The sequence below is a fragment of the Burkholderia sp. WSM2232 genome, from assembly GCF_000472545.1.
Classification (GTDB): domain Bacteria; phylum Pseudomonadota; class Gammaproteobacteria; order Burkholderiales; family Burkholderiaceae; genus Paraburkholderia.
The window spans coordinates 1-22,087 of sequence record NZ_AWZV01000019.1 but is presented as its reverse complement, the minus strand read 5'-3'; the positions used below and the strand labels follow the sequence as shown (position 1 = coordinate 22,087).

General features: G+C 62.5%; 16 protein-coding genes. 9 read left to right on the top strand and 7 right to left on the bottom strand.

What is annotated here, in order from left to right; genetic code table 11:
• Positions 1-9 precede the first annotated feature (9 nt).
• Both F757_RS0118400 and F757_RS0118395 read right to left on the bottom strand, forming a co-directional pair.
• Positions 10-1,995: a beta-galactosidase gene (locus F757_RS0118400; protein ID WP_027212665.1), complete on the bottom strand. Its 1,986-nt coding sequence runs from the start codon at positions 1,993-1,995 to the stop codon at positions 10-12.
• A gap of 11 nt (positions 1,996-2,006) precedes the next feature.
• Positions 2,007-3,158 carry an ABC transporter ATP-binding protein gene (locus tag F757_RS0118395; protein WP_027212664.1) on the bottom strand — a complete coding sequence of 384 codons (1,152 nt, stop codon included), beginning with the start codon at positions 3,156-3,158 and terminating at the stop codon, positions 2,007-2,009.
• 192 nt (positions 3,159-3,350) lie between these two features.
• On the opposite strand from F757_RS0118395, the gene F757_RS0118390 reads away from it, so the two are divergent.
• From F757_RS0118390 to F757_RS0118370, 5 genes are all read left to right on the top strand, one after another.
• Positions 3,351-4,382, top strand: coding sequence for a LacI family DNA-binding transcriptional regulator (locus F757_RS0118390; protein WP_027212663.1), 1,032 nt, complete (start codon positions 3,351-3,353; stop codon positions 4,380-4,382).
• Positions 4,383-4,776: 394 nt separating this feature from the next.
• Positions 4,777-5,781, top strand: coding sequence for a sugar ABC transporter substrate-binding protein (locus F757_RS0118385; protein ID WP_027212662.1), 1,005 nt, complete (start codon positions 4,777-4,779; stop codon positions 5,779-5,781).
• Between the two features lie 86 nt (positions 5,782-5,867).
• Positions 5,868-6,854: an ABC transporter permease gene (locus F757_RS0118380; RefSeq protein ID WP_027212661.1), complete on the top strand. Its 987-nt coding sequence runs from the start codon at positions 5,868-5,870 to the stop codon at positions 6,852-6,854.
• Positions 6,855-6,941: 87 nt separating this feature from the next.
• Positions 6,942-7,739, top strand: a complete 798-nt coding sequence (locus tag F757_RS0118375) for an ATP-binding cassette domain-containing protein (protein ID WP_013342761.1) — start codon at positions 6,942-6,944, stop codon at positions 7,737-7,739.
• 29 nt (positions 7,740-7,768) lie between these two features.
• The gene (locus tag F757_RS0118370) at positions 7,769-8,995 is read left to right on the top strand and encodes an ROK family transcriptional regulator (RefSeq protein WP_027212660.1); all 1,227 of its coding nucleotides are present in this window, start codon (positions 7,769-7,771) and stop codon (positions 8,993-8,995) included.
• 16 nt (positions 8,996-9,011) lie between these two features.
• On the opposite strand, the gene F757_RS0118365 is transcribed toward F757_RS0118370, so the two are convergent.
• Both F757_RS0118365 and F757_RS0118360 read right to left on the bottom strand, forming a co-directional pair.
• On the bottom strand, positions 9,012-12,098 hold the full coding sequence (locus F757_RS0118365) for a transglycosylase domain-containing protein (protein ID WP_027212659.1): 3,087 nt from the start codon (positions 12,096-12,098) through the stop codon (positions 9,012-9,014).
• 191 nt (positions 12,099-12,289) lie between these two features.
• Positions 12,290-13,303 (bottom strand): LysR family transcriptional regulator, encoded by a 1,014-nt coding sequence (locus F757_RS0118360; RefSeq protein WP_027212658.1) that lies wholly within the window; start codon positions 13,301-13,303, stop codon positions 12,290-12,292.
• Positions 13,304-13,476: 173 nt separating this feature from the next.
• On the opposite strand from F757_RS0118360, the gene F757_RS0118355 reads away from it, so the two are divergent.
• The 3 genes from F757_RS0118355 to F757_RS0118345 all read left to right on the top strand — a co-directional run bounded on the left by F757_RS0118355 (position 13,477) and on the right by F757_RS0118345 (position 16,633).
• A complete protein-coding gene (locus F757_RS0118355; RefSeq protein WP_027212657.1) occupies positions 13,477-14,409 on the top strand; it encodes a dihydrodipicolinate synthase family protein in 933 nt (310 codons plus the stop codon).
• 57 nt (positions 14,410-14,466) lie between these two features.
• A complete protein-coding gene (locus tag F757_RS0118350) occupies positions 14,467-15,756 on the top strand; it encodes an NAD(P)/FAD-dependent oxidoreductase (protein WP_027212656.1) in 1,290 nt (429 codons plus the stop codon).
• Positions 15,757-15,907: 151 nt separating this feature from the next.
• On the top strand, positions 15,908-16,633 hold the full coding sequence (locus tag F757_RS0118345) for a TetR family transcriptional regulator (RefSeq protein ID WP_027212655.1): 726 nt from the start codon (positions 15,908-15,910) through the stop codon (positions 16,631-16,633).
• A 109-nt stretch (positions 16,634-16,742) separates the two neighbouring features.
• Here F757_RS0118345 and F757_RS0118340 read toward each other — a convergent pair whose 3' ends face one another.
• From F757_RS0118340 to aroQ, 3 genes are read right to left on the bottom strand one after another with little or no spacing between them, the layout of a single operon-like run.
• Entirely contained in the window at positions 16,743-18,119 is a 1,377-nt protein-coding gene (locus tag F757_RS0118340) for an MFS transporter (RefSeq protein ID WP_027212654.1), read from the bottom strand.
• A 58-nt stretch (positions 18,120-18,177) separates the two neighbouring features.
• Entirely contained in the window at positions 18,178-19,068 is an 891-nt protein-coding gene (locus F757_RS0118335) for a shikimate dehydrogenase (protein WP_027212653.1), read from the bottom strand.
• On the bottom strand, positions 19,065-19,520 hold the full coding sequence (gene aroQ, locus F757_RS0118330; RefSeq protein WP_027212652.1) for a type II 3-dehydroquinate dehydratase: 456 nt from the start codon (positions 19,518-19,520) through the stop codon (positions 19,065-19,067). The genes F757_RS0118335 and aroQ overlap by 4 nt, the downstream gene beginning before the upstream one ends.
• 417 nt (positions 19,521-19,937) lie before the next feature.
• On the opposite strand from aroQ, the gene F757_RS0118325 reads away from it, so the two are divergent.
• Positions 19,938-21,821: a bifunctional sugar phosphate isomerase/epimerase/4-hydroxyphenylpyruvate dioxygenase family protein gene (locus tag F757_RS0118325; RefSeq protein WP_027212651.1), complete on the top strand. Its 1,884-nt coding sequence runs from the start codon at positions 19,938-19,940 to the stop codon at positions 21,819-21,821.
• Positions 21,822-22,087 lie beyond the last annotated feature (266 nt).

Here is a 22,087-nt window from a genome sequence, read left to right as displayed (position 1 = left end):
CCTAACTGCTCAGCTCGATCGGTAAACCGCTACGCCCTGTGGTGGTACTGTGCTCGAACCGATCACGAACCTGTCTTCTGCTACATCGGTAAGCGTATGCACAGCGTTGCCGTAGTTGAACACGTAAGTCAGCGCGCCGCGCCGGCTCATGCGGACGCTTTCGCCGAGCGGATTCGTCTGGATACCCGCGTGCTGTGCGACTTGCGCGAACAGCCGAACAGTGAGCGAGTCGTCGAACAGGCTCGCGAAGTAATGGAACGCGCCGCTTCGCACGTATGCAGGGTGGCCGTCAGCAAAACGCGCGAGCACGTCAAATGCATTCGCGTCACGGCTTTCAATGAAATCGCGCCAGTGACGTGCATGGCCAATCGCCGTATCCGGCTCCTGCGTGCCTGCACCCAACACGGGTTCAGTCACATTGGGGCGCATTGATTCGACACGCCACACTCGCAGCGGCAACAAGTCTGCGAGCGGACCAGGGGGAAGATTCGGCGGAATCTGCAAGTCCTGCGTCTTCGAACCGGTGCGCGGCCCCAACACCACTTGCGCGCCCGAGCTTGCCAGACGCGCGGCAAAATCCACTGGCATCATCGGCAGCGGCGGCACCACGATCATGCTGTAGCCGTCGAACGATGCGTCGACGGGCACGACATCGACATCAAGACCTAGCGCGCGCAACGCGGAGTAGTACTCGAATGCGAAGCGCGGGTAGTGAAAGTCCGCACCCTGTGGATGAATTTCGAATAGCCACTTCGCTTCGTAGTCGTACACGAGTGCGACTTTCGAGCGAACCGCGGCATCGGCGTCGGCGTTCGCCGCAAGTACTGCGCGAATGTCTTTGGCGACCTGCTGCGCCTCGCTACCGCCCACGTCGAGCCGGTTATCCGGCGTATTCAGGCCCGCGTGCATCTGCTCCTGTGCAAACGGCGCCTGACGCCAGCGGAAATACGATACGCAGCCCGCACCATGCGCGAACGCCTCCCAACTCCACAAACGCACCATGCCAGGAAGCGGCGCGGGATTCCACATCGCCCAGTTCACCGGACCCGGCTGCTGTTCCATGACCCAGAACGGCAGCTTCGACATGCCGCGGTACACGTCATGATTGAACGACGCGAAGTCAGGATGACCGCTGCGCAACCAGCGCGCTTTTACTTCGGGCGCGAACCATTGCTCTTCGAGTGCGCCTAGCGGATAACTGTCCCACGTGGCGATGTCCAGATCGGCGGCAACCTTGTAGTGATCGAACTCGGTGAACAGCTGCATGAAGTTGTGCGCGACCGGACGCCCCGGCGAATGCGCGCGGATGATCTCGACCTGCATCCGGTTATAACGCGCAACCTCGTCGGACGCGAAGCGCCGGTAATCGAGCCGATGCGACGGATGCGCTTCAGTGACGGTTGCCACCGGCGCGTCAATCTCGTCGAAACTGCGGTACTCCATACTCCAGAAGACCGTACCCCACGCGCGATTCAATGCGTCGACCGTTTTATAGCGCGCTCTCAGCCACTCGCGAAAACGCGTAACTGCTGCTGGCGAATAACTCACCACGGTGTGATGGCAACCAAACTCGTTGTCGGTCTGCCAGTACGCTACGGCCGGATGCTTGCCGTAACGCTCGGCAATCGCCGTGCAGATCTTTTGTGAGGCCGCAAAATACGAGGGCGACGAGAAGTCATAGTGACGCCGCGAGCCGAACGCGCGCGGGCGGCCATCGGCACCAATCGGCAAGATGTCCGGATGACGATCGATCAGCCACTTCGGCGGCGTCGCCGTCGGCGTGCACATGACCACCTGCAAACCAGCCGCGCCCAGTACCTCTACCGCGCGATCAAGCCACGCCCAATCGTATTCGCCAGGCGTCGGTTCAATACGGCTCCATGCGAACTCGGCGATTCGCACCTGCTCGATGCCGAGTGCTTTCATGCGGCGCGCGTCGTCTTCCCACATCGACTCTGGCCAGTGTTCCGGGTAATAGCAGACTCCAAGGCGCATCCGAATGTCCTTTATGCGTAGTGTTCGACGGATTCGAGCGAAACGGCGGCAAAGCCGTCTTCGGTAAACAAGTGCGTGGCATGGCGCGGCACGCGCAAATGCGCACGATTGCCGGGCGCGAGCTGCGTATTGCCCGGCGCTTTTGCAATCAGAGCGGCGCCGCCGGGTTGATCGAGGTGCACATAGCTGTGTTCGCCGAGTTGCTCGACGAGCGAGACCGTGCGCGTCAATACCGCGTCGTCATGAGTGGCCGACGTGTCGATGAATTCCAGGTGCTCGGGACGCACGCCGAGCGTGACCGCCTGGGCGACCTGCAATGCCGCGCCATCCACAGGCACGCGCACGGTTTCCTGGGTAGCGTCGAGTGTGACGACCACCCCTTGCGCGTCGACGCAAGCCACCTTTCCCGGCAAAAAGTTCATTCGCGGAGAACCGATAAAGCCGGCGACAAAGCGGCTCTTCGGACGGTGATACAACTCGAGCGGCGCGCCGATCTGCGCGATGCTGCCGTAGCGCTCGGTGTCCTTGCCTGCATGCAGCAACACGATCTTGTCCGCGAGCGTCATTGCTTCAATCTGATCGTGGGTGACGTACACCACGCTCGCCTTCGCAAACTGCTTATGCAGCCGCGCAATTTCAATGCGAGTCTGGCCGCGCAGCGTTGCGTCGAGATTGGAAAGCGGCTCGTCGAATAGAAATACGCCCGGCTCGCGCACGATTGCGCGGCCAATTGCAACGCGTTGCCGCTGACCGCCCGACAAAGCTCTCGGCTTGCGGTCGAGCAACGCTTCCAGTTGCAGAATGCGCGCGGCTTCACGCACCTTGCGGTCGATTTCTTCCTTGGGAGTTTTAGCGAGTTTCAATCCGAAGGCCATGTTCTCGAACACGGTCATGTGCGGAAAGAGCGCATAGCTCTGAAACACCATGGCCACGCCGCGCTGCGCAGCCGGCACGTCGTTCATGATGTTGCCGCCGATGAAAAGGTCGCCATCGGTCACGTCTTCGAGCCCGGCGATCATGCGCAACAACGTGGATTTACCGCAGCCGGAAGGTCCGAGGAAAACGCAGAATTCGTTCTCGCCAATTTCCAGATCCACGTCGCGGATCACCGGCGCGCCCTCGCCATACGCTTTCTGCACGCCTCTTAACGAAATGCTCGCCATCGCATCGACTCCGTGATTTAATCGGCCCGACGACGGAGATTAAGCGCTTAATCAGCAAGGCCGAAAAAATCGATCGCATTGCGATCGCCGGTTCTCGCCCTGTCTCCATGTCGTTTTGTCTGTGCGACAAATGGTGCCGTGCCTTGTACTTTGATGCAAATGCCGGGTAACCATCCCAAATAATGAAGAGACATGCCCACACTTAGCGAAGTCGCGCGTCATGCCGGCGTCACGCCCGCCACCGTGTCCAACGTGCTGCGCAACCGCGGCCGCGTCGGTGAGGCGACGCGCCAACGCGTGCTCGCGTCTGTCGATGCCCTCGGCTACCGGCCGCATCTCGCCGCTCGCGCGCTGGCCGAAGGCCGCGCGCCCACGCTCGCACTCATGGTGTCGAGCATCGCCAATCCGTTCTACCCGGAGTTCGCGCTCGCCGTCGAACGTGCGGCGCGCACGAGCGGCCACTTCGTCATCATCTGCAATACTAACGATGATCCCGTGACCGGCCGCGCATACCTGGACCAGATTGCCGGCACGCTCTCCGAGGGCGTGCTGGTAACGAATGCCAATTTGCAGTTCGCCGACCTTCACGTGATCGAATCGCGCGGCACGCCGGTGGTTTTATGCATGTGGGAGCGGCCCAACGAGCCGCCGGGCCTGCCCTGCGTCGCCGTGGATTTTCGTCTGGCCGGACAATTGGCAGGCCAGCATCTGCTCGAGCTGGGTCATCGGCGAATCGGGGCAATCGTAGGCAGCAAGGTCTCGGGCATTCATGCCGCACGCTATGAAGGTTTCGTCGACGCGCTGCGCGCAGCAGGTGTGCGCAAGGGCCGCGTCAAACATGCAGCGGACACGGTGCACGGCGGCTATACGGCGGCGCGTGCGTTGCTCGAGGCCGATCCGCGGATAACCGCGATCTTCGCCACTAACGACCTGCCGGCGCTGGGCGCAATGCATGCGGCCGCGGACCTCGGCCTCGCCGTGCCGAGGGATCTGTCCGTGATCGGCATCACCGATATTCAACTTGCGCACGAATCGCGGCCCGCGTTGACCACAGTGGCCGTGCCGACCGTCGAAGTGGCCGGCCTCGCGGTGTCGTTATTGCGTGAGCTGATCGAATCTTCGTACGGACAGACGGCACGCGGCAAGGCCAAAGTGCCCATGCGCGTTTCGTCGGCGCCGAAACTGGTGGTGCGGGCGTCGACGGGCACGCCGCGGCTGGATTGAAGCTTTCGACAGCAGCGGTTGCGAAGCGATCGGAACAACGTCGCCCTTTCGCCCGGATGTATGCCGTTTTGCTTTCATCATGCTTTCACCACAGCCAGGACTTTCCCCAATCCGGCTCGCGCGTTGCTGCACTGCACCAATCCCCGAAATGCTTGGCGGACAAGGCTTTGCCAGCTTGTTCAGGACGAGCCGCGCTCGCACGACCGCGAACAGCATCGCTTGACGCGCACACCCGCGCCTGCTGTACTAAATCAACCAAAGTGATTTAGGCGGCGTCTTTCGACTAGCGTCACGCGTTCGAATCAGCCGCCGTTCAGGTTGCGACCGCGCAGCGTTCGCGTGTGCAACCGCCCACAGTTCCAAGCGTCATTGTCAATAACCGGAGGAGCGTCCCATGAATCTGAAGTCCCGCAGGCTTCCTGTCGCCAGGAAAGTGATCCCGCTGTGCGTAGCGGCCTCGGCCGTCTGGTGTGCGAGCGTGAGCCAGGCGGCCGACCAGCCGGTAGTCGGCCTCATCACCAAGACGGACACCAACCCGTTCTTCGTGAAGATGAAGCAGGGCGCCGAAGCGGCCGCGTCGAAAGACGGCGCGAAGGTGATCACCGCTGCCGGCAGATTCGACGGTGACAACGCGAGCCAGGTCACCGCGATCGAGAACATGATGACGGCCGGTGCGAAAGCAATTCTGATCACGCCGAGCGACACCAAAGCGATCGTGCCGAGCATCAAGAAAGCGCGCGCAGCGGGCGTCATGGTGGTCGCGCTCGACACGCCCACCGATCCGCAGGACGCCACCGACGCCCTCTTCGCCACCGACAATTTCAAGGCCGGCGTGTTGATCGGCAAATACGCGAAAGCCGCGTTAAACGGCAAGCCCGCCAAAATCGCCACGCTCGACCTCGCACCGGGCGTTTCGGTGGGCGTATTGCGCCATAACGGCTTTCTTGAAGGCTTCGGCGTGAAGCCGGGCGACCCGTCCATTGTCTGCAGCCAGGACACGCGCGGCGATCAGGCGAAAGGCCAGACGGCAATGGAAAACTGCTTGCAGAAAGCGCCCGACATCAACGTCGTGTACACCATCAACGAACCGGCGGCCGCGGGCGCGTACCGTGCGCTGAAGGCAGCGGGCAAGGAAAAGGGCGTGATGATCGTTTCCATCGACGGCGGCTGTGAAGGCGTGCGCAACGTCAAGGCCGGTGCGATCGCCGCAACCTCGCAGCAGTATCCGCTGAAGATGGCCTCGCTCGGCGTGACGGCCGGCGTGGATTACGCCAGAACCGGCAAGAAAGTGTCGGGCTACCAGGACACGGGCGTGACGCTGATTACCGACAAGCCAATGTCCGGCATCGACAGCAAGGACACGAAATTCGGCCTCGACAACTGCTGGGGCAACAAGTAACGCGCACTGAATGGCGGCCCGCCTATCGGGCCGCCGAATGATTCGCCGCGCGGCACATGCCGCGCTCATGTCTTGAGGACATCATCATGTCGACTCCATCCGCGCCCGCGGGCCATCCGCGCCATTTCTCCGACCGCCTGCCGTCGCTCGCCGAAGTCGGGCCGCTCATTGCGCTCGTGCTGGCATGCGCGTTCTTCATTTCGCAGAGCAGCCGCTTTCTGTCGTTCCAGAACCTCTCGCTGATCCTGCAACAGACAATGGTCGTCGCTGTCATCGCCATCGGTCAGACGCTGATCGTGCTGACGGGCGGCATCGATCTTTCCTGTGGCATGGTAATGGCGTTTGGGTCCATCATCATGACCAAGTTCGCGGTCACGCTGGGCCTGCCGCCGGCCGTCGCGATTCTCTGCGGCATCGGCGCCAGTACATTATTCGGCGTACTGAACGGTGTGCTGATAACCCGCATCAAGCTGCCTGCGTTCATCGTCACGCTTGGCACGCTGAACATTGCGTTTGCACTCACGCAGATCTATTCGAACGCGGAAAGCGTGTCGAATCTGCCGGACGCCATCATGTTCTTCGGCAATACGTTCAAGCTCGGCCCCGCCGATGTCACCTACGGCACCGTGCTCACCTTGCTGATGTATCTGGCCACCTGGTTCGTGCTGCGCGACACGGTTCCCGGCAGGCACCTGTATGCGCTCGGCAATAACGCCGAGGCTGCACGGCTGATGGGTCTGTCCTCGCAGAAAATCCTGTTGACGGTTTATACGCTGGCCGGCGCGATCTACGGCATTGCCGCGTTGCTCGCGGTATCGCGTACCGGTGTGGGCGATCCGCAGGCCGGTCAGACAGAGAACCTGGACAGCATCACCGCGGTCGTGCTGGGCGGCACGAGTCTTTTCGGCGGACGCGGTTCGATTGCCGGCACGCTGCTCGGCGCGCTGATTGTGGGCGTGTTCCGCAATGGCCTGACCCTGATCGGCGTTTCTTCGGTCTACCAGGTTTTGATCACCGGCATGCTGGTGATTCTCGCGGTAGCCGCAGACAAACTCTCACATCGCCGCGGTTGAGCACTGCACCGCGATCATCTTGAACGCTGCCCGGACAGGCTCGTAAGCACCCGATTACGCGTCCGTCCAGGCTGCCAGGAGCACGTCATGTCGACAACTACTTCCACTTCCGCCCCGCTGCCCGTCCTGCAGGCACGGGGGCTCGTCAAACGTTATGGCAACGTGACCGCGCTCGACGGTTGCGATTTCGAGGTGCTGCCCGGCGAGATTCTCGCCGTGATCGGTGACAATGGCGCGGGCAAATCTTCGCTGATCAAGGCGCTTTCCGGCGCAACGGTGCCAGACGAAGGCGAAATTCTGCTCGACGGCAAGCCCGTCAAATTTCGCAGCCCGCTGGATGCACGCGCCCAAGGCATTGAAACGGTATATCAGGAGCTTGCCGTCGCGCCGGCCATGAGCATTGCGGAGAACCTCTTTCTCGCGCGCGAATTGCTCAAGCCTGGCTGGCGCGGCTCGATCTTCAAGATGATCGACAAACGCCGCATGCTCGAAGAAGCGACCGCGCATATGAAAGACCTGCAAATCGGCATTCGCTCGATGCGCCAGGCAGTCGAAACGCTTTCCGGCGGACAGCGCCAGGGCGTTGCAGTGGCGCGCAGCGCGGCATTCGCCCGCCATGTCGTGATTCTCGACGAGCCCACCGCCGCGCTCGGCGTAAAGGAAGGCAACATGGTGCTCGAACTGATTCGCCGCGTGCGCGACCGCGGCTTGCCGGTGATTCTCATCAGCCACAACATGCCGCATGTATTCGAAGTCGCGGACCGCATTCACATTCAGCGACTCGGACGGCGTGCCGCGCTCGTCAGGACGAAAGACGTGCATATGTCGGAGGCCGTGGCGATCATGACCGGCGCCAAAGAAGCCGACGTCAAGGCGATTGCATGATGCAAACATTGCGCTGAGGGCCCGCCGTCATGGATACCACCGGCATGCGCCCGTCCCTCAAACGCACGGTCGGCTCGAACCAGGTCGGCATGCGGCAGTTCAACGAACGCATCGTGCTGCAGGCGATCCGTTTGCACGGGCCGCTGCCGAAGGCCGACGTGGGCCGCCTCACGCGGCTTTCGATGCAGACCGTGTCGATGATCGTCGATCGCCTGATCGACGACGGCCTGCTGGAAAAGCAGGCTCGCGTACGCGGGAAAATCGGTCAGCCGTCGGTGCCCATTGCGTTGCGCGCGGACGGTGCGTACACAATCGGCATCAAGGTAGGACGCCGCAGTCTCGACGTGCTGGCAATGGACTTCGCCGGCCGCGTAGTCTGCCGCGATGTGTTCGAGTACCCGTATCCCGATCCGCGCACGCTGTTTCCCGCGCTGGAAACCAGGCTCGCGCGCGTGAATCAGGCACTTGGCGCGAATGCGGGCAAGGTAGTCGGCGTCGGGGTTGCCGCGCCGCTGTGGCTCGGTGGATGGCGCGACTTTCTCGGCGCGCCGCCCGACGCGCTCGATGCGTGGCACGAAATCGACCTGCGCTCACGGATCGGGACAATGACGGGTCTGCCGGTCGAATTCGCAAAGGACACCACCGCCGCGTGTGCCGCCGAACTGGTGATGGGCCAGGGACGTGGCATCCACAATTTTCTCTATCTGTTCGTGGGCACTTTCATCGGCGGCGGACTCGTGATCGACGGACGCCTGCATGGCGGGCCGCACGAAAACGCGGGCGCAGTGGGCTCCATTCCGCTACGCGAGAACAACGCGCGCAAGCCCGCCCGCCAATTGCTGCATGCCGCGTCCGGCTTCGTGCTTGAACGTCTGCTGAGCGAAGCAGGCAAACCGCCCGCGGCCGCGCACGATCATCGCGCGCTGTCGCCGGACATGTGGCGGCATACAGAGCAATGGCTGGACAGCGCGTGCCCCGCGATTGCCAGCGCGCTCACCAACGCGGCCGCATTGCTCGATCTCGAAGCGGTGGTGATAGACGGTGAGCTCGACCGGCAAATGGTGCGCGAAATCATTCGTCGTACCGAGCGCGTACTCGACCGGTTCGAATGGGAAGGAATGGTGCGCCCGCAACTACTGGAAGGCGCAATTGGCGCCGACGCTCGCGCGATGGGCGGCGCGATTCTGCCGATGTACGCGCATTTCGCACCCGTACACGAACTCTTTCTCAAGCCCGCGATCGAGCCCGCCTATTGATGCCCGACAGTCGCGTTCAGTGCACCGCGACCCTGGTGGCTGCGACCGATGCGGTCTTCGCAGGCGCCGGGTCGAGGAGCGGCTGCAACGCGGGCGCCATCGACTTCAGTAATTGCACGGACAGCGCACTCGTGAACTCGTAATGCGCGGCATACGGTTCGTGCACCCATGCGGTCAATGTGCCGTAAAAACGGTCGCCGAAAGAGAACACGAATGTCGCGCTGCGGTTCACCTTGCGCGACTCGATAAGCCGCGCGCCCTTCGCGAAGACATTAAAGCGCTGATCGCCGGTGCCGGTCTTGCCGTACACCTGCACGGTGCGGCCGTCCGGGAACGTGATGCCCTGCGCAAGACGCCGCGCGGTGCCGCCCGTCACCACGTCACGTAACATGCTTTTTACCGTTCCTGCGATTTCCGGCGCAAGCTGCTGTTGCGGCGCGACTGCGGCGCGCCGGAAATGGGTTTCGTATGGGGTGTCTTTTGCGAAGTCCAGTTGCGTGAGGCTCTCGGTCGGCACCTTGTTGCCGTCGTTTGCGATCAGGCCGATCAGTTGTGCGAGCGCGGCGGGCCTGTCACCCGACGCGCCGATGGCCGCCGCATACGAAGGCGTCAGCGTCGCGAACGGATAGCCGAGTGCCTGCCACGATCTGCCGATTGCCTCGTACGCGCGCAATTCGACCATGCGTTTGATGCGGCGGTCCTGTGTCGCGTGATAACGCGTTTTGAAAAGCCACGAATAGCTTTGCAGGCGCACGTCCTTGCTTGCGTTCTGAATCTCGTTGAGGGTGGCGTCCGGATGCTCGCGCAGATAATTGAGCGTCCATAGTTCGAGTGGATGCACGCTCGCGATATAGCCGCGATCGTTCAGATTGAAGCGGTCAATGCCGTATTTCGAGTAAAGCCTCGCGAGATCCTCGTCGTCGAGCACAGAGGCCGCCGGGGTATTTTTCAGTGCGGCTCGCATCTTCTGATTGAACCACGCGCTCGATTCGTCCGGCGCGACGCTGCGCAATACGGTGGCTACCTTGGGCGGAGACTTGCGCACGCCGAGCAGCAATAACGCGAGCGCCTGTTCGCGCGTCTTGCCGTGATACTTCGTGTAGAAGCGATTCATGTACACGCGGCTTTCCTGATCGGCAAAACGCGTCAGGTACATCTTGCGGATCGCCGGATCGCTCAGCCACTGCGACGAAGGTCCGGTGGTCTGCACCATCTCATAGTGAACGATGTCGCGCATCAGCCGCACGAACACCAGATTCACCGAATGCTGGAATGCGCGGCGCACCGTGAGAATACGGCTATTGTCGTCCGCCTCGAAATTGTTGAAGGTCTGCGCGCCGCCCCCGGTGTAGAACGTTTCGCCGGGATTCGCCGAGTACTTGCGCTCCACGGCCGCATCGAGCATGGGCTGCAACGAGCGGTCCTGTGTATGGGACAGATAGTCGAGTGCCCAACGGGTCAACTGGTCGCCAGGATCGGGCTTGATGGCCTTGAGCTCAGCGGCGCTGCGAGCCGCGTAACGGTCATGCAGTTGCGCCACGATCTGCAAGTACGTCACCATGGTGCGCAGTTTTGCAGTGGAACCCAGGTTGAGCCGCGCGCCGGAATTGATGTCGAACGGCTGGTTCACGCTGTCCGTCTGCACGCGCACGAGATTGGCGCCGTCGCGCCGCTCGAACAGCGTAAAGCTGTAGGCGATTTTCGAAGGGTCGTCGGAAGCACGCAGCATTTCATAGCCGACCAGACCCGCAGCCTTTGCGCCCTCCCGCGTGGCGGCAGCGGCAAGCCGTTCGCTCACCGCCTGTTGCACGGCATTATTGAGCGTACCCGTGGCTTGCAGATCAAGCCGGTCCAGTTCGTAGAAGCTCGGAATGCCGAGGGCGGCAAGGAGATTGGACCGCATCGACGTGACGGCCTTGCGCGACACGAACGAGCCCGCGTTTTCAGCGGGTTTTGCCGCGCGGTGCAATTGCACGTTCGCGGAAAGCGCGGCATCGCGCAGCGCGGCCGAAATCACGCCGCCATTCGCAAGCAGGCGCAAATAGCTGTCGGTGAGCCGCTCCAGTTCGCGGTAGCCGCGATGCAGCAGATAGGAAGGCGCGCGCTGCGCAATCATCAGCGAAAGTACCTGGCGGAAAGCCTCGCCCTGTTCGGGGAGATTCTGCGCGGTAGAAGGCGCACTCAGTATGCGGTTCACCTCCGCGAAATCGCGCCCGTACCAGGCGGCGAGACCGTCGCCCATGCCGTTTATTTCGCCGATGCCAGGTTGCGCGGCAAGCGGCACCGAGTTCAGGTAATGCACGACTATCTGCTGGCGTGCGGGCATGGTTTGCGGTCCGTCCAGATAGGCACGCACCGAGGCCGACGCGATCTGCCGCAGCTTTTCCGGCGGCGTGGCAGTGCGCCCTCCCGCCGAGTGGCGGAATTTCTCGATCTGCGTGGCAAGCGTGCTGCCGCCGGGCGTCGCCTGATGGTGATTGAAAACACGCGCGCCCTGGTCGACGAGCGCTCGACTGAAACGCCCCCAGTCGATGGCGGGATTACGGTTCGGCTGATTCGGATCGAGTAGATAGCGGTCTTCGATAAACAGCAGCGAGTTGACGATGACAGGCGGAATTGCCTCGAAGCCACTGTATGCGTGGCCCGGAAAGCTCGCGCTGAAAAGCGGCGCTCCAGTACCGTCGAAGAGCTGCAGGCCAGCCTGATCTTTCTCCGCGTAAGGCAGAAACAGGCTTCTATCTGCAAGGGAAAGCATGCGTTCTGAATCGCGCGCCTGGGCAGTGATTTCGAAGCCGCGTTGCAGGAGGCGCTGCTGGATGGACGGCAGCAACGCATAACCGAGGCGTGTGTCGTAGGGGCCTTTATCGGCTGCGGGAAAGCGGATGGAATGACTGGGACCGTCGTCCACGGTGAAGCCGACGTCGCGCGTGAGCTCGGACAGATAATGCGCCTGCAACCGGGACGTTTCGATTTCGAGCTGACATAAGCGCACGAGCCACGCAAGGCCCAACAATAACGCCGCCGCCAGCGCCCATTTGAACCACTTGCGCACCGACGCGGTGCTGGTGGCACGTAGCGGAAACCGAACCGATGGCCGATTCATGACTGCTCTCCCCGGACGGGAGTCGGCCTCGTAAATCCGACACCCTTTAATGAGTGTAGCGCGGACGCACACACACAATTGGTTCGGTTAAACCCCAGTGTCGCCGCTACAACACCCGCCGCGAGGACATAGCAAAGTGCGAATTGCCGTGCGATATTCGACGTCTGCGACGTGCTTCGAAAACCGCTGGTTCAGGCGGCTTTTCGCCTGGCCGGCGCAACGGCCGGCTTGCGTTTTGGCGCGGGCTTGTGCTTCTCTGGCCCTGCCTCTTGCTGCATCTGCGTGTGCTGCCGCAGCAATTCGACGAAGCGCTCGGCTGGCGGCGACAGCACGCCTCCCTTGCGCGTCACGACGCCAAAGGTCTGTGAAGGCGACTTCAGCGTGACCGGTACGAGGCGCAGCATTTTTTGCCGAATGAACATTTCAGCAATGGCGGTCGGCAACAACGACACGAACTCCGCACTGCTTTGCAGAAGCGCGACCGTCACGAACGTAGACGCCGTGGAAATCCGGTTATCGGGCATTGTGAGCCCTGCCAGATCCATCTCGCGTTCGAGCAGCGCGTGCAACGGCATATGCGACGGATACATCACCCAACGATGACCCGCCAGATCGGCGAGCCTCAACTCCCTCTTTGGCCACGGCGGATGACCATAGCCCACCACAACGGATAGCGGCTCATCCGCGAGCGGACGATACTGGTATTTCGACGGATCGGCCGCCACGGCCGCACGGCCGATCACGAGATCCAGACGGCCGTCGTCGAGTTGCGCGAGCATGCGCGCGCTCGTGTCCTCCACCACTTCGATAGACAGCTTCGGATAGCCGGCATGCAGGCGATTGACGGCAGGAATCACGCATTGCGCAATCGCACCCATGATCGCGCCAATTGCAAGCCGCCCGCCGCGCCCCGAGCGAATTTCAGCCACGTCCTGGCAGAGTGCGGTGATGTCCGTCGCCACGAGGCGCGCATGGCGGATCACGCAGTGTCCCAACTGGTTGGGGATCATGCCGCTTTTCGAGCGCTCGAAAAGCGGTGCTTCGAACATCGATTCCAGTTCCTGCAATGCCTTGCTGGCAGCCGACTGCGTCATCGACATGAGGCCCGCCGCCTTGTGCAGCGACTTCTGGTCGTCCAGCGCAATCAGCAATTGCAGCTGCTTCATGCGCAATTTGCCCAGCAGAACATTCAACGTGTTTTTCATGAGTGCGGCGGTGAGTCGTAAAAGCGATCAAAGGATGGAAACAATTCAATATACCCGCGAGTTGTAGAGCCGTATAGTCGGTTGTGGAGACGCTTGTAGTCGCTTCATAGCCGTTTTATTGCCGCTTTATAGCCGCTTTATAGATCCCATAACATATGAAAGGCGCCTGAATCATGAGCCAGACCACCCATGCCGCCGCACTGCGCGGCGTATTTCCCGTCGCTCCTACGATATTCGACGACGCCGGCCAACTGGACCTGGAAGGCCAGAAGCGCTGCATCGACTTCATGATCGATGCAGGCTCGAACGGCCTGTGCATTCTGGCGAACTTCTCCGAGCAGTTCGCGCTTTCCGACGAAGAACGCAATACGCTGATGCACGTGGTGCTCGACCATGTGGCGGGCCGCGTGCCGGTGATCGTCACCACCACGCATTTCAGTTCCTATCAATGCGCTGAGCGCAGCCGCCGCGCGCAGGAGGCAGGCGCCGCGATGGTCATGATCATGCCGCCCTATCACGGCGCCACGATCCGCATCGGCGAGCGCGGCATCGAGGAGTTCTATCGCACCGTGTCCGACGCGATCGACATTCCGATCATGATCCAGGACGCGCCGGTTAGCGGCACGCCGTTGTCGGCGCCGTTTCTCGCGCGCATGGCCCGCGAGATCGAACACGTGTCGTACTTCAAGATCGAAGTGCCGCAAGCAGCGAACAAGCTGCGCGAGCTCATCCAGTTGGGCGGCGACGCGATTGTCGGCCCCTGGGACGGTGAAGAGGCGATCACGCTGATGGCCGATCTCGATGCAGGCGCAACGGGTTCCATGACCGGCGGCGGTTATGCGGACGGCATCCGCCTGATTGTCGACGCCTATGCGGCCGGCGACACAGAAGCGGCCGCCGCGCATTATCAGCAATGGCTGCCGCTCATCAACTATGAGAACCGCCAGGGCGGTCTCGCATCGTGCAAGGCGCTGATGAAGGAAGGCGGCGTGATTCGCTCGGACGCGGTGCGCCATCCGCTGCCTGCGATGCATCCCGCCACCCGCGAAGGATTGCTGAAGATCGCGCGACGGCTCGATCCGCTAGTGCTGCGCTGGGGCAAATAAGGCCCGGCAGCGGCAAGCGGCTGGACGCGGGCATGTGTTGCCGCTACGCTAGCCGCCATGGAAAACTTCTACGAAGCCACTGTCGCCCGTTCGTCTGCATACGCGCCGCTTGCCGGGCGGCAAAGCATCGACGTTTGCATCGTGGGCGGCGGGCTGGCAGGACTTTCCACCGCACTGGGGCTTGCGGAGCGCGGCCTCACGAATGTGGCCGTGCTCGAAGCGCGGCAAGTCGGTTTCGGTGCGTCCGGACGCAACGGCGGCTTCGTGTTCGGCGGCTACAGCCTCGATTGCGCCGATCTGCTTAACACGCTGGGTGCGGCTCGCGCGCGCGAGCTGTATGCGCTCACCGTCGAGGCCGTCGATCTGATGCGCGCCCGCATCGCGCGCTATCGCATGGATTGCGATGCGACCGACGCCGGGGTGATTCTCGCCAACTGGTTCGACGAACCCGCGCGGCTCGACGCACAACGGCGCCTGATGCGCGATTCGTTCGGCGTGGACTGGGAACCGCTGAGCGCTGACCAGCTTGCCTCGCAACTGAAGACGCGCCGCTACCACGGCGGCCTTTTTGAGCGCAACGCTTTTCACTTTCATCCGCTGAAATACGTGCTCGGCGTCGCGCATGCAGCAGCCCGTGCCGGCGTGCAGATTCACGAGCAGTCGCCCGTGGTGCGTTTGCAGCGCGACGGTGCGGGCTTTATCGTGCATACGCCGCAAGGCGCCGTCGACGCGCGGCATGTGGTGATGGCTGGCGGCGGTTACGCGCGCAACGTGTACGCAAAAGTGGAACGTGCGGTGCTGCCCATTGCCACTTACGTGATGGCTACCGAACCGCTCGGCGCGCGTCTGCAGGATGCGATCGGCACGCGTGCGGCCGTCTACGACACCCGCTTCGCGTTCGACTACTACCGGCCTTTGCCCGACACGCGCATTCTGTGGGGCGGCCGCATCTCAGTGCGCGACCGCGCGCCGGAGATCATTGCGCGCTTACTGCGGCGCGACCTGCTGAAGGTGTATCCGCAACTACATGACGTGCGTGTCGATTACGCGTGGGGCGGCCTGATGAGCTACGCGCGTCACAAGATGCCGCAAATCGGCCGCAGCGTGGACGGCGTCTGGCATGCCGTCGGCTTCGGCGGACATGGCATGGCGCCGACCACCGTCGCGGGCGAACTGCTGGCCGCGGCCATTGCGGGCGAGCGCCCGGTGCCCGAAGCGTTCGCCGCATTCGGGCTCACACCTGCATACGGCGCGCTCGGACTCGCCGCTGCGCAGTTGACCTACACCGCGATGCAAACGCGCGATGCGTTGGCCGCACGTCGCCGGCGGACTCGCCATACCGTTTGAAACCGGCGTGCAAACATGCCGCGTTTGCCCGCATCGTGAGACAGATGAGCGCAGGGCCTAACGCGCCGAAAGGCGCCAGAACGCGCGCGGGAGCCTGTTTCCCGCATGCTAGAATGCGCCGTCATCGCCGCTCGAACAGCTCGAATACACAATGAAAAAGGGAAGCAAGGCAGCCGAATCCGATACCAACGGCATTGCGTCCGGCGCGCCGCCGAAGGACGCGCGACGCAGCGAGGCCCGACGTACCGACGCGCGCCGCAAGTACGACCCCGAGCAGACCAAGCGCAACATTCTGGATGTCGCCACGCAGGAATTCTCCGCGATGGGACTGACGGGCGCGCGCGTGGACGCCATCGCGGAGCGCACCAACACCACCAAGCGCATGCTGTACTACTACTTCGGCAGCAAGGAGGGCCTGTATCAGGCGGTGCTCGAGAAGGTGTACGGCGACATTCGCGCGCTCGAGCAGGACCTGCATGTGAGCGAACTTGACCCGGTGGAAGGCATGCGCGCGCTCGTCGAATTCACGTTCGACTATCACGACCGCCAGCGCGACTTCGTGCGCCTCGTGACGATCGAGAACATCAACGGCGCAAAGTATGTCGAGCAGGTGAAGAGTTTCAAAGGCCGCAACGTCACCGTCATCCACACGATCGAAGATCTACTTGCGCGCGGCGTGGCGACGGGCCAGTTTCGCAGCGACGTCGACGCCATCGACCTGCATCTGCTGATCAGTTCTCTGTGCTTTCATCGCGTGGGCAATCGTCATACGTTCGGCACGGCGTTTGGGCGCGATCCGTCGCATCCGCGATTGCGCGCGCGTCATCGCGCGATGATCGTGGATGCTGTCTTGCGTTTTGTGCGCAAGGAAGACTGAGCCAAGTCACTGCCGGTGGGTCAGCAAATGCAAAACGGGACGTGGCTCGCGCCACGTCCCGTTCATTATTGCACTTCTGCTGCGGCCTGCGCCTGCCTCGTAAGAGCGCTTAGTGCACCAGCACGATCCGCTTGATGTCGCCGACAATGAAGATGTACGACAGCGCGCCAATCAGCGCCACGACGCCGATAAATACCAGCGCACCAACAAACGATCCCGTCGCGGCGACAATGAAGCCGACCACGAGCGGCGTCACGATGCCGGCCAGGTTCGCGGCGAAGTTGAAGATGCCGCCGGTCACACCCAACAGCCCTTCAGGCGCGATATCCGACACCAGCGTCCAGCCGAGCGCAGCCATGCCCTGCGCAAAAAACGCCACGGAGAGAATCGCGATCACGGCGACATTGCTCTCTACGTAGTTAGCGAGAATGATCGTCGAGGCGAGCAGCAAACCAGCGATGATCGGCAGCTTGCGCGCAACGTTTGCCGACTTGCCGCGACGCAACAGCCAGTCGGAAAAGAGGCCGCCGAACATCACACCTACCGACGCCGCGATGAACGGCATGATCGCGAAGAAGCCGATCTTCAGCCAGCCCATATGACGCTCGGTGGCGAGGTAGGTCGGGAACCACGTGAGAAAGAACACGAGCGTCGAGTTGCCGGCGAACTGGCCGAGGCAGATGCCCGTCAGTTGACGATGCTTGAGCAGGCGGCCAATGGTGCGCCATTCGAAACCGCTCTTCGCGGGCGCCGTTCCCGCGCTTGCGGCAGCGCCGTGCCGCTGCGTGAGGCCGCCGCCTGCCTCGATGTAGTCGAGTTCAGCCTGATTCGCCGACGGATGATCGCGCGGTTCGCGATACATCAGCCACCAGATGCCGCCGAACACGATGCCCACGCCGCCCACCACGTAGAACAGCGAGCGCCAGCCGAATGCGCCCATCAGCATGAAGAGGAACGGGCTGAAAAACGCGAGCCCGATGTATTCGCCGACAGTGTAGGTGCCTGTCGCCATCGCGCGTTCGCTTTGCGGGAACCACGTGGCCACGACGCGGCTATTGGTCGGAAAGCACGGCGCCTCTGAAACACCCAGACCAAGACGGAACACGAATAGTCCCGCAATGCCGTGCACCAGCCCTTGCGCGAGCGTGCAAAGCGACCAGAGCGTCATGGACAGGAAATACGTCAGCTTGCTGCCGAAACGGTCGAGAAACAGGCCACCGGGAATTTGCGAAGCAACGTAGCTCCACGAGAACACCGAGAACAGCAGGCCCATCATTGCGGCGTTAATGCCGAGTTCTTTGGTCAATTGCGGTGCGGCAATGCCGAGGACCGTACGGTCCAGATAGTTAATCATGGTGCCGACGGCGAGCAGCCCAAGTATCTGATAACGCGCGTTCGAACGGCGCGCCTTACTGGTGTTCGCAGTCGTAGGCGCGCCGGCTTGACGCGTTGCGTCGGCCGGGCTGGATTGGCTGGGTTGCGGCATGGGTTTTCGTCTCCTCTAACTGATTAGGTATCCGTCATTTACCGGCGTGCGCAACCGGTTAGCGTTCCAGCAACGACTGAAAATGGGTGTAGACGCGCTCGGCATCGGGCTCCCGTCCCGTGAAAATGCGCATGGCGTCGACTGCCTGATACACCGCCATTCCGCCGCCCGTCAGCGTGCGGCAGCCGAGCGCTTCGGCCGCCTGCAACAACGCGGTGCGAATCGGGAAATAGACGATGTCCGCGACCCACAGGTCGCGATGCAGCAATTCGGCGGGCAGCGGCAGTCCAGGCAGTTTGGCCATGCCCGTGGGCGTCGCGTGAATCAGCCCGTTTGCGGCGGCCAGTGTTGCTCCGAGCGCTGCGTCGGACGATTCGCCGGCTGTCACGGTGCGGTCGGCAAAGCGCTTTTGCAGCTCTGCGGCAAGCGATGCGGCGCGTGCTGCGTCGACGTCGAACAAGGTCAGCGTTTGCGCGCCCATCGTGAGGGCCGCATGCGCGACCGCCGCGCCTGCGCCGCCGGCGCCCAGTTGCACGACGCGTTCTAGCGACGCGTCAGGCAAGCCGCGTTGAAAAGCGCGGGCGAAGCCGGACCAGTCCGTGTTGTGGCCGATGCGCTTGCCGTCCTTGAAAAGCACGGTGTTGACGGCACCCAGCGCGCGGGCATCGTCGGACAATTCGTCGAGCAGAGGAATGACCGCCTGCTTGCACGGATACGTGATGTTCAGACCGTTGAAGCCCATGCGTTCCGCGGCAAGCAGCAGGTCGGGCAGTGCCGCAACGTCGAGTTTCAGCGCTTCCAGATCGATGCGGCGGTACACATAATGCAGGCCCAGCCGGCTGCCTTCTTCCTCGTGCATTGCGGGGCTCAGCGAGCCGCCGATGCCTGCGCCGATCAGACCGACCAGATACGATTCCGCGGTGGCTTGCGGGTTCGCGTTTGTGTTCATTTTGCCGCCCTATTCCTGAGTATGGTGGCCATTCGCTCGAGCGCGAGCACATAGCCTTGGGTACCGCAACCAACAATGATTGCGTCCGCCACTGCGGACACATACGAGTGATGCCGGAATGCCTCGCGCCGATGCACGTTTGAAATATGCACTTCGATCACGGGCTTTTCGATTGCAGTGAGCGCGTCGGCAATTGCCACCGACGTATGCGTGTAAGCGGCCGGATTGATCACGATGCCGTCGACCTTCGTGCGCGCCGCATGCAGCCAGTCGATCAACTGGTGCTCGGCATTCGACTGACAGAAATCGACCGACAGCTGGAGGCGCTCGCCGGCGTCGCGGCACAGCCGGGCCACGTCGTCCAGCGTCTCCGAGCCATAGATGGCCGGCTCGCGTGTGCCGAGCAGGTTGAGGTTCGGTCCGTTGAGGACCAGTACTGACGCGAAACTCATGATGGTCTCCTGTGAGCCGGAGCCAGCGCGTGCACTGAATCCGGAGTTCGCGCCTGAGCGCACCACTGCGTTCTCATGCACAGCACTTACTCCGCTTCCCTGCACCGTAGCTGCAAAAGTGGAACATGGTGAAACAGGAAGCGCACGGCCACCGACCCGCAACGCCTCTCAACATAGCCGCAGTGTGCGCTCATGAGCCGTCCGCGTCATTCGGGGTTTATCCGAATTTGTACCATCTAGTTAGTTTGTATATGCTGTCGAAAAAATGCGCTTATTGTGAGCAATCTTTGCCCGCGGCTTGCTGCTCAGGTAACGAACTAGCCCATTTGCGCATCGCAACATCGCCGCGCGAACGCCGGCGTATCACTGCCGTGCGCACCGCCCGCGGCCGTCCGACTGTTTTTGCAGGAGCTGTTTATGCAACGTTCCATTGCCACCGTGTCGATCAGCGGCACCCTCGTCGAGAAGCTGACCGCGATCCAGGCGGCCGGCTTCGAGGGCGTCGAAATCTTCGAGAACGATCTGCTGTATTTCGACGGTTCGCCCGCCGACGTGCGGCGCATTGCTGAAGACCTCGGCCTGAAAATCATGCTGTTCCAGCCGTTTCGCGACTTCGACGGCGTGAGCGCCGAGCGCCTCGCACGCAATCTCGACCGGGCGAAACGCAAGTTCGACGTGATGCACGAACTGGGCACAGATCGCATTCTGGTGTGCAGCAACGTGTCGCCGGACACCATCTGCGACGACGCGCTGATGACCGACCAGCTCGGCGCGCTCGCGCAGGCGGCCGAGGCGGCCGGCGTGATAGCCGGGTACGAGGCGCTTGCATGGGGCAGGCATGTCAAGACTTACCGGCATGCGTGGAAGCTGGTGAACGCGGTGAATCACCCTCATCTCGGACTCGTGCTCGACAGTTTTCACACGCTGTCGCTTAACGACAGCGTCGAAGGTATCGCCGACATTCCGGGCGAGCGCATTGCGTTCGTACAGATCGCCGACGCGCCGAGGCTTGCAATGGATGTGCTGGAATGGAGCCGCCATTACCGCTGCTTTCCGGGCCAGGGCGATTTCGACGTGGCGAACTTCACGGCTCAGGTCGTCAAAGCGGGCTACAAGGGCCCGCTTTCGCTGGAAATTTTCAACGACGGTTTTCGCGCGGCGCCAACCACGATCACCGCTGCCGACGGGCATCGCTCCCTGCTGTTTCTCGAGGAGCAGACGCGCGCGTTGCTGGAAAGCAGGCGCGAAACGGTAGGCGAGCTTTACGAGTCGCCGGCCGCGCCCGCGCACGTCGGCTATCAGTTCCTCGAATTTGCGGTGGATCACACCACGCGCGCGCATCTGGCCGACTGGCTCGGCAAGCTGCGCTTTCGCCAGGCAGGCCAGCATCGTTCGAAAGATGTGACGCTGTATCAGCATGGCGCAGCTTCGATCGTGCTGAACGCGGAGCCTGACTCGTTCGCCAATGCGTTCTTCCAGCAACACGGTTTGTCGCTGTGCGCCTCGGCGTTTCGCGTCGACGACGCGCGGCAGGCATTCCAGCGCGCCGCCGGCTTCGGCTATGCGCCGTTCTCCGGTCAGGTCGGCCCTAACGAGCGCGTCGTGCCCGCCGTGCAGGCGCCGGACGGCAGCCTCAACTACTTCGTCGACGAAACGCCCGACCAGCCCACGCTGTTCGAGGCCGATTTCGTGCTTACGGACGTCAACGGTCCTGCGGAGGTCGGGCCGCTTAGCCGCATCGATCACGTATGCCTTGCGGTGCCGGCCAATTCGCTGGATACGTGGGTGCTGTTTCTGCGCACGGCGTTCGGTTTTCAGGCGGAGCCCGGCGTACTCGTGCCCGATCCGTATGGCCTCGTGCGCAGCCGCGCGTTGCGCAGTCGCGACGGTTCGGTGCGCGTGGTGCTGAATGCTTCCGTGGATCATCACACGGCGGTGGCCGAGGCGCTGCACACCTATCACGGCTCCGGTCTGAACCATGTGGCGTTCAGCACTGGCGACATTTTCGGCGCAGTTGCTCAATTCGCTGCCGACGGCCTGCCGGTGCTGCGCATTCCACGCAATTACTACGACGATCTTGCCGCCCGTTACGCGTTGCCGGACGACATGCTCGAAGCGCTGCGGGAGCACAACATCCTGTACGACCGCGATGAGCGCGGTGGGGAATTCTTCCACGCCTACACGGAACAGCTGGATCAGCGCTTTTTCATGGAGATCGTCGAGCGGCGCGGCGGCTATGACGGCTACGGCGCGGGAAACGCGGCGGTGCGGCTCGCGGCCCAGGCGCAGCGGCGTAGGTAGGCGGCGCAGGTAGGCGGCGCAGGTAGGCGGCGCAGGTAGGCGGCGCAGGTAGGCGGCGCAGGTAGGCGGCGCAGGTAGGCGGCGCAGGTAGGCGGCGGGGCTGCGGTACGCGGCACGGATAAAGGATAAAGGGCGCAGATAAGCGCCGTAGAAACCGGCGACTTCGATAATCGGCGGCGACAAGCGGCAACAAACAACAGCGCCAATCGGCGACCCGCCAAGCCCATCAGGCACGCACCATGCGGCACCGGCTGGTGGCGCGCCCT

Coding starts and splice junctions, on each gene's coding strand:
- F757_RS0118400 (WP_027212665.1), bottom strand. CDS start 1,995: ATGCGCCTTGGAGTCTGCTATTACCCGGAACACTGGCCAGAGTCGATG.
- F757_RS0118385 (WP_027212662.1), top strand. CDS start 4,777: ATGAATCTGAAGTCCCGCAGGCTTCCTGTCGCCAGGAAAGTGATCCCG.
- F757_RS0118375 (WP_013342761.1), top strand. CDS start 6,942: ATGTCGACAACTACTTCCACTTCCGCCCCGCTGCCCGTCCTGCAGGCA.
- F757_RS0118355 (WP_027212657.1), top strand. CDS start 13,477: ATGAGCCAGACCACCCATGCCGCCGCACTGCGCGGCGTATTTCCCGTC.
- F757_RS0118365 (WP_027212659.1), bottom strand. CDS start 12,098: ATGAATCGGCCATCGGTTCGGTTTCCGCTACGTGCCACCAGCACCGCG.
- F757_RS0118370 (WP_027212660.1), top strand. CDS start 7,769: ATGGATACCACCGGCATGCGCCCGTCCCTCAAACGCACGGTCGGCTCG.
- F757_RS0118395 (WP_027212664.1), bottom strand. CDS start 3,158: ATGGCGAGCATTTCGTTAAGAGGCGTGCAGAAAGCGTATGGCGAGGGC.
- F757_RS0118340 (WP_027212654.1), bottom strand. CDS start 18,119: ATGCCGCAACCCAGCCAATCCAGCCCGGCCGACGCAACGCGTCAAGCC.
- F757_RS0118325 (WP_027212651.1), top strand. CDS start 19,938: ATGCAACGTTCCATTGCCACCGTGTCGATCAGCGGCACCCTCGTCGAG.
- aroQ (WP_027212652.1), bottom strand. CDS start 19,520: ATGAGTTTCGCGTCAGTACTGGTCCTCAACGGACCGAACCTCAACCTG.
- F757_RS0118335 (WP_027212653.1), bottom strand. CDS start 19,068: ATGAACACAAACGCGAACCCGCAAGCCACCGCGGAATCGTATCTGGTC.
- F757_RS0118350 (WP_027212656.1), top strand. CDS start 14,467: ATGGAAAACTTCTACGAAGCCACTGTCGCCCGTTCGTCTGCATACGCG.
- F757_RS0118380 (WP_027212661.1), top strand. CDS start 5,868: ATGTCGACTCCATCCGCGCCCGCGGGCCATCCGCGCCATTTCTCCGAC.
- F757_RS0118345 (WP_027212655.1), top strand. CDS start 15,908: ATGAAAAAGGGAAGCAAGGCAGCCGAATCCGATACCAACGGCATTGCG.
- F757_RS0118390 (WP_027212663.1), top strand. CDS start 3,351: ATGCCCACACTTAGCGAAGTCGCGCGTCATGCCGGCGTCACGCCCGCC.
- F757_RS0118360 (WP_027212658.1), bottom strand. CDS start 13,303: ATGAAAAACACGTTGAATGTTCTGCTGGGCAAATTGCGCATGAAGCAG.